Raw genomic sequence first — 7,992 nt, 5'->3', positions numbered from 1 at the left:
ACTCGAGGTTTTTAAGTACGTCGGTTGAGTTTGTTTTTTCTATATCAGGTACCGCTTCGAGACAGAAAATAAATTTATCCTGATCCATTATCATTTTTTAGAGAAATGTTTTAATCATTACAAATGTATAAATTATTATAGAAATAGAAGAATGAAATTAATCTTCTCATCGTTAAAAAAGTCTTCTAGGTTAAAGGCAGGATAACATGCAAAAGGGAACTTGAATTTGATTAAGCCTCAATTCATACCAGGTGCTTCAGGCATTTTTAAATTTATTTTGTTCTTTTTAATCATTAATAAATACAATGAAAGACCACTTAATATTACCAGTAAAGCGATTTCGAGTTCTCCCATCATTGCGTTACCTTCATGAAGTTTATTAGATTGTGCTAATTTAGACTTTCCTTCATCAATTTGGATTTGTGATAATTGTTCTAAGGTTTGTAATGCCTTATCGCTAGAATTATTGACAAGATTCCAGTTGTTACTTTCGGATGCTTTGTTAATAGTTGAACAAGTACTAAGAAAATTTTCAAATGAAGTTTTTTCATTTGAAGTCAATACTGTTTTTAAATATAAGAGATCAATATTTTGAATGTTTTTGATAGTCGTACTAATTGCTTTTGTTTTTTGAGTGTCAGTAAGACTTGTTGAGATTGCATTTGCTTTTATAGTGTGCAATTCATTAGTATATTGAAAAATATAATTTGCCACAACTAACCGATCGTTGTAAATAGCATTGATATTCTCGTTTGTTTTTTTAGAATTTTGAAGTGTATTGAAATTGCTCAATAAGATGATAAGCATAGCAATCAACAATACAAAGGCTGCTTTGGTTTTATTATTGTAATTTTTTAAAATAGTCATAGTGTTAGTCTTTTAGGACTATGCAATATAAGATATTACAGTTGATAAAAACAGTTGGTGGGAATAAAAAAACCTACTTAATATAATAAAGTAGGTTTTAAAATTATAAATATTCTGAAGTTTATTTACCGTATTTCTTTTTCTTCAAAATATCTGATGCTGTTTGATAGTATGAAATGGTTTCATTAATTAAATCGGCTCTTTCTTTTTTTAACGGTTTTTGGTCATAATAAATTTGGAAATCAGGGGCAACACCTTCTTTTGGTTGTAATTCTAATCCAAATTGTTTTACTTGTTGTTTAGGCGAAATAATTGTCAAGACATTGTCTTTTAGCAATCCTAGATCTTGATAAGTAGCAATTAATGCTCTAGGTTTATAATCTGGTTTCAATACATCTTGACCGAAAAATTTCGATTGGTAGTTAAAGTTCAATAAACCAAATAACGTTGGCATAATATCTATTTGCGACATTAGTTGTGTGTAATGTTTTGGTTCTATAAAACCAGGAGCATAAATCATGGCAGGAATGCGGTATTTATCGACCGGAAGTTCTGTTTTTCCTGCACTCGATGCACAATGATCAGAAATAATAACAAAAACGGTATTCTTAAACCAAGGTTGTTTTTGAGCTTCTGTAAAGAATTTATTTAAGGCATAATCGGTGTATTTCACGCCACCTTCTCTTGATTTAGCATCGCCAGGAATATCAATTTTTCCATTTGGATACGTAAAAGGACGGTGGTTACTCACCGTCATCCAGTGGTTAAAGAAAGGTTTTCCTGTTTGGGCTTCGGTATTCATCGTTTTGATGGCTTTGTTAACCATATCTTCGTCGCAAACTCCCCATACATTTGAAAAGGTAATTTCGTTAGGTTTGAAAGTCTTTTTATCTACAATGTCATAACCATTTCCTGAGAAGAAATCTTCCATATTATCAAAAAAAGCATCACCACCATAAAGGTATTTTACTTGATACCCTTTATTATTAAAGATACTACCTGTAGTGAATTTGTTTTTGTTGTCTTTACGTTTCACAACACTTTCTCCAGCAGTAGGAGGCAAGCACAAAGTTACTGCTTCAAGACCACGAACGGTTCTGTTTCCAGAGGCATATAAATTGGTAAACAATAAACTTTTAGTTGCTAAATCGTCTAAGAAAGGTGTGATATTTTGATCGTTACCATACATTTTCATAAAGTCAGCACTATAACTTTCGATTGTAATTAAAACTACATTTTTATGTATTTCAGCGCTGTCTGATTGTATTGTTCTTGTAGAGGAAAGCGGTTTTAAATTAGGAATCTGATTGTTCAATAAAGTATAGGCTTCTTGTTCAGGCAAGGTTTTGTAGAATTTAAAAAAGTCCAATTCGCTATTCATAAAGGCTAAATAGAAACGGTAAATTCCATTAGATTGAAGTTCATTGGTAAAAACATTGGGAGAATTTTCAGCTAATGCCAATTTAGGAATTCCCCATAATGCGATTCCAAAAAAGGCAAAATAGATAACCGATAGTTTTATTTTTTCAAAAACAGAAGGAATCTTTTCAATGTAAATTTTAGATCTTTTAATGATGAAGTAAGCTATCGTTCCTGCAACAATAAATAAAGTTCCAAAAATAGGAACTACTGGATACGATTCCATAATGTTTCCGATGACCTCATTGGTGTATACCAAATAATTAACGGCTATGAAATTATATTTCACTCCAAATTCATTCCAAAAGAAATATTCACTGATCGCATTTTGAAGTATTAAAACAACATACAAAAACATTACAAAAGCAAAAAGCCAATACCTGATTTTATTTCGATTTCTTGGAGAGAACAGTAATAATCCAAAAAGGAAAGTTTTAATCCCAACAAATGCCAATCCTATTTCAGGTAAAGCACCACCATATTCTGTAAGGATTGATTTTCCAGAATAAATATAGAGAAATAAGGCAATTAGTAAACCAAAATGAATATACCCGTAAGGTTTTAAATATTTTGCATTGGAAATAAAGATGAGATACAACCATAAAAAGCCACTGGCTAAAACAAAGACTAAAAAGTCAGACACTAAGCCAATAGAAAATATAGAAAGAATATCAATAAAAGAAAAGGATGCTTGTGTGATAGGATGAAATAGAAGTACAATTCTTAAAATAATACTTACTAACATGTAAAAAAGTGTAAGCGAGTAAAAAGGGGCTAATTTTTTTAAAAATGACATATTGTGTTTTTTTTTGTAAAAGTAAATAAATTGAAATGATGATGCGAATATTATCCAATAGATTGAACTTTTTTTTTGGAATTCAATTGAGAAAATCTATTTTTGAGTAAAATTAAATAAAATACTATGAACGACGCACATTTACACTTGATGGTGAATCATTTTCCTATTCTTGGATTGATTTTTGGTTTTGGAATTTTAATCTCAGGATTGGTTTTTAGAAATAATGGTATTAAAAATACAGCTTATTCATTATTTGTTGTGTCTGCTATTTTTGCTTTTTTGAGTATGTACACAGGCGAAGGTGCTGAGGAATTAGTAGAAGATATGCCCAATATAGGACACCATATTATTCATGAACATGAAGAATATGCTGAAAAATTAGCGTTAATTCTTTATGTATTAGGAGCATTGTCAATTTATGGTTTTTATTTGAATGTAAAAACACACTCAAGAGCTCGATTGGTTTCGATCATTATCTTATTTGTAGCTGGAATTGGGTTGATTTTTGCCTTGAAAACTGGAACTTCAGGAGGAGAGGTTAGACATACTGAAATTCGTGATACAGTGGTGGAAGGAGTTCATGTTGAAACTCCTGATGGAGATTAATTTTTGAGATGGTTATTTTTTAAGCATATAAGTCATATAAGTGTTTCACCAAAAGCTTTTTTAAACGATATAAGAAAAGAAAAGAACATTTAAGAAGGGACTCGTCCCTTGGATGAAGCTGAAATTTGTGCAGATTTTTCTAATTTCTTTAATCTGTGTTGCTAACTATTTCTAGTAATAGTATTTTGTGAATTTGTGACTGCCATTTTTTATTTTAAAATCAAATAAAAAATGGCGTAGTTTTAAAATAAAAAGTATATTTGCAAACGAAATTAAAGATTGTTAAATTTTACAATATATGTTATCAAATCAATTGCATCATCATCATTCTCATTATTGCTCTCAGGCGATGTGTTAATGGTATGCGTGTAAATCATCATATTAATAAACCCGTTTGAGTACATCAAACGGGTTTTTCATTGTGTGTTAAGTCCTTTGTACTCAAACACATTCAATAAAACATAAAAAAACAAAACAATGAGTACTTTAAAAATTGCAATTCAAAAATCAGGTAGATTAAACGAAGAAAGTATCCAAATCCTTAAAGATGCGGGTATTTCAATCAACAATGGTATCGATCAGTTAAAGGCTGAAGCATCTAATTTTCCATTAGAAGTTTTGTATTTAAGGAACTCTGATATCCCTCAGTATTTGATTGATGGGGTAGTAGATATCGCTATTGTTGGTGATAATTTATTGGTTGAAAAAGGAAAAAATATTGAAGTAATTCAAAAATTAGGTTTTTCAAAATGCAAAGTTTCGATTGCGGTTCCTAAAGCTTTTGAATACAATTCTATTCAAGATTTGAATGGATTACGTGTAGCAACTTCGTACCCGAATACCGTAATTGATTATTGTGCTTCAAAAGGAGTTACTGTTGATATTCACCAAATTTCTGGATCAGTTGAAATTGCTCCAAACATTGGTTTAGCTGATGCTATTGTGGATATTGTCTCAAGTGGAAGTACGTTGTTTAAAAATAATTTGAAAGAAGTTGAAGTTATTTTCAAAAGTGAAGCAGTTTTAGCGGTTTCACCAAAAGTTTCTCCTGAATCTCAGAAAATCATAGATACTTTAAAATTCAGAATCGAATCAGTTTTAAGAGCGCGTAAATCAAAATACATTTTGATGAATGTCCCTAATGATAAAATTGATGCTATAAGTTCTATTCTTCCTGTTTTAAAAAGTGCTACGGTTATGCCTTTAGCACAAGAAGGTTGGAGTAGTGTACACACAGTGATTGATAAAGATACTTTCTGGGAAGTAATTGACCAACTGAAAGAAGCGGGTGCCGAAGGAATTTTGGTTTGCCCAATTGAGAAAATGGTTTTGTAGAAAAGTTATGAGTATAAGTGTTAGGAGTTATGCGTCTTTACGAATAACCCTTATCCCTTAACATCTAACCTTTAACTTAAAAGTAATGAATAAAATATACAATCCAACACCCGATACTTGGTCTTCGCTTTTAGAAAGGCCAACGAAAACGGTTAACGATATTGAAGCAATAGTAAAAGAGATTTTTACTGCTGTTCAAAAAGACGGAGATTTGGCTGTAGCCAAATATACGACGCAATTTGATGGTGTGTCTTTCGAGAACATCGAAGTAACGACTCCTGAAATTGAAACAGCGGTTGCTAGTTTGCCAAACGAATTGAAAGAAGCTATTGCTTTGGCGAAAGCCAATGTAGAGAAATTTCATCAAGCACAAAAAACGACTCGTGTTTCAGTAGAAACTGCTGAAGGGGTACAATGTTGGCAAGAAAAACGACCAATTCAAAAAGTAGGTTTGTATATTCCTGGTGGAACAGCACCTTTGTTTTCAACGGTTTTGATGTTGGCTGTTCCTGCTAAAATAGCTGGTTGTAGTGAAATTGTTTTATGTTCACCTCCAGATAAAAACGGAAATATTAATCCTGCGATTTTGTATGCTGCCCATTTATGTGGCGTGACTAAAATTATCAAAGTAGGCGGAATCCAAGCGATTGCGGGAATGACATTTGGAACTCAAGCAATTCCTAAAGTATATAAAATCTTCGGACCTGGAAATCAATATGTAACCGTGGCTAAACAATTGGCAACACAATTTGGTGTAGCGATTGATATGCCAGCAGGTCCATCGGAATTGTTGGTTGTCGCTGATGATACTGCTGTAGCTGCATTTGTAGCTTCGGATTTATTGAGTCAAGCGGAACACGGAACAGATAGTCAAGTGATTTTAGTTTCGACTTCAAAAGCGATGATGGATGCGGTAGAAAGTGAAATTCAATCGCAATTAGACGTTTTACCAAGAAAAGCGATTGCCGAAAAAGCGATAGCCAATTCGAAATTGATATTTGTCGAAAACGATGCAATTGCTTTGGACTTAATCAACGAATACGGACCAGAACATTTTATTGTGTGTACGGCAAACAATGATTTTTATGTGGACGGAATTCAAAATGCAGGTTCGGTTTTTATAGGAAACTATACGCCCGAAAGTGCTGGTGATTATGCCTCAGGAACCAATCATACGCTACCAACAAATGGCTATGCTAAGAATTATTCAGGTGTAAACTTGGATAGCTTCATGAAATCAATGACGTTCCAAAAAATCTCTGAAAAGGGAATTCAAAACATTGGAAAAGCGATTGAAATCATGGCGGAAGCCGAAGGGTTGCAAGCGCATAAGAATGCGGTGACGTTGCGATTGAAGAGTTTAGAATAGAAGCAAGAGACAAGAAGCAAGAGACAAGTGAAGAAAGTATAGATTTAGTGTAGAAGTCTTTTTTCTTGCTTCTTTTCTCTTTTCTCTAAAAATGAAAAAAAATGAAAAATTTCGATATAAATAATTTAGTTCGTGCCAATGTAAAGGTTTTAAAACCGTATTCCTCAGCACGTGATGAGTTTGAAGATTTTGATACAGCCAATATGGTTTTCTTGGATGCCAATGAAAATCCCTACCAAAACGGGGTGAATCGCTATCCAGATCCACAACAAAGCAGTGTAAAAGCGGTTTTGGCAAAAAACAAAGGATTGAATACCAATCAAATTTTGCTAGGAAACGGTAGTGATGAAGTATTGGATTTATTGTTTAGAGCTTTTTGTGAGCCTAAAGAAGACAATGTAATTAGTTTGCCTCCAACCTACGGAATGTATGGTGTTTTGGCCAATATTAATAATGTAGAACACAAAGAAATTGTACTTTCTGAGGCTTTTCAGCCAAAGGTAGAAGCGATCTTAGAAGCAGTTACACCAAACACTAAAATCATCTTTTTGTGTTCGCCAAATAACCCAACTGGGAATTCATTTACAACAGAAAGTGTAACGACTATCTTGGATAAATTCAATGGTTTTGTAGTAATTGACGAAGCGTATATTGACTTTTCAGATAAAGCGAGTTGGTTGGCAAAATTGGATCAGTACCCGAATTTAATCATTACACAAACACTTTCTAAAGCGTACGGTTTGGCAGGAATTCGTTTGGGGATTTGTTACGGTTCTGCAGAAGTAGTTGCGGTTTTGAACAAAATAAAACCTCCGTATAATGTAAACGAATTGACGCAACAAAGAGCTTTGGAACGTTTGAAAGATCAAACTAAAATTGATAACGAAATCAAATCCATTATAGCACAAAGAGAATCTTTACTTAAAGTTTTAAATGAAGTCTCTTTTGTAAATAAAATTTATCCTAGTGAAGCTAATTTCATCTTAGCCAAAGTAGATAATGCCAACAAACGTTATGATGAATTGATTGCCAAAGGAATTGTGATTCGTAATAGAACAACACAGCCGTTATGCGAAAACTGTTTGCGTTTTACGATTGGAACTGAAGAGGAGAATAAGAAGTTGATGGAGGCTTTGAAAGGTATTAAATAATTTAAAAAATATTAAATGAGAAAAATAGTAATCACATTTTTAGTTTCTTTAGTTTTTACTGCATTTGCAAAGGCGCAAGACAAAGAAAATTTACAAACAGGTAAAATTTATTTTTTACGTTCCACAGGATTTCAAGGTTCAGCAGCTGCATTTAAAACTTTTATAGATGGAGAATTTGTCTGTAAGTTGAATAATAAGAAGTTTTCTATTCATGAAGTACCAGTCGGTAAACACGAATGCTCTGTTCAATTTGGCGGAAAAGTTTCAAAAGAAAAAGCAGAAAAGTTTGAAGTCAATGTAGAAGCTGGTAAAATAACGTATGTGCAACTTGTTTTTGAAACTGGTATGTTTATAAATAATATTTATTGCGAAGAAGTTACTGAGAATACCGCTAAGAAGAAAATGGAGATAATGGTTGAAGACACTAAATGCTTGTAGCAATTTAA

At 32.6% G+C, this 7,992-nt stretch carries 7 protein-coding genes; 5 read left to right on the top strand and 2 right to left on the bottom strand.

The window, feature by feature from the left end:
- Nucleotides 1-237: 237 nt before the first annotated feature.
- Entirely contained in the window at nt 238-867 is a 630-nt protein-coding gene (locus WBQ70_RS04645) for an MCP four helix bundle domain-containing protein (protein ID WP_423911230.1), read from the bottom strand.
- A 121-nt stretch (nt 868-988) separates the two neighbouring features.
- Nucleotides 989-3,082 (bottom strand): LTA synthase family protein, encoded by a 2,094-nt coding sequence (locus tag WBQ70_RS04640; RefSeq protein ID WP_423911228.1) that lies wholly within the window; start codon nt 3,080-3,082, stop codon nt 989-991.
- A gap of 126 nt (nt 3,083-3,208) precedes the next feature.
- Between WBQ70_RS04640 and WBQ70_RS04635 the strand changes: the two genes are divergently transcribed.
- The 5 genes from WBQ70_RS04635 (at nt 3,209) to WBQ70_RS04615 (ending at nt 7,984) form a co-directional block, all read left to right on the top strand.
- Nucleotides 3,209-3,691 carry a hypothetical protein gene (locus tag WBQ70_RS04635; protein ID WP_423911225.1) on the top strand — a complete coding sequence of 161 codons (483 nt, stop codon included), beginning with the start codon at nt 3,209-3,211 and terminating at the stop codon, nt 3,689-3,691.
- A 477-nt stretch (nt 3,692-4,168) separates the two neighbouring features.
- The gene (gene hisG, locus WBQ70_RS04630; protein ID WP_423911223.1) at nt 4,169-5,026 is read left to right on the top strand and encodes an ATP phosphoribosyltransferase; all 858 of its coding nucleotides are present in this window, start codon (nt 4,169-4,171) and stop codon (nt 5,024-5,026) included.
- 85 nt (nt 5,027-5,111) lie between these two features.
- Nucleotides 5,112-6,395 (top strand): histidinol dehydrogenase, encoded by a 1,284-nt coding sequence (gene hisD / locus WBQ70_RS04625; RefSeq protein WP_423911220.1) that lies wholly within the window; start codon nt 5,112-5,114, stop codon nt 6,393-6,395.
- A 101-nt stretch (nt 6,396-6,496) separates the two neighbouring features.
- Nucleotides 6,497-7,546: a histidinol-phosphate transaminase gene (gene hisC, locus WBQ70_RS04620; RefSeq protein ID WP_423911217.1), complete on the top strand. Its 1,050-nt coding sequence runs from the start codon at nt 6,497-6,499 to the stop codon at nt 7,544-7,546.
- A gap of 15 nt (nt 7,547-7,561) precedes the next feature.
- Nucleotides 7,562-7,984 (top strand): DUF2846 domain-containing protein, encoded by a 423-nt coding sequence (locus tag WBQ70_RS04615; protein ID WP_423911214.1) that lies wholly within the window; start codon nt 7,562-7,564, stop codon nt 7,982-7,984.
- The last annotated feature ends 8 nt before the right edge of the window (nt 7,985-7,992 follow it).

Source organism: Flavobacterium sp., from assembly GCF_049590715.1.
Classification (GTDB): Bacteria; Bacteroidota; Bacteroidia; order Flavobacteriales; family Flavobacteriaceae; genus Flavobacterium.
This window is presented reverse-complemented; position numbering and strand designations above follow the sequence as displayed.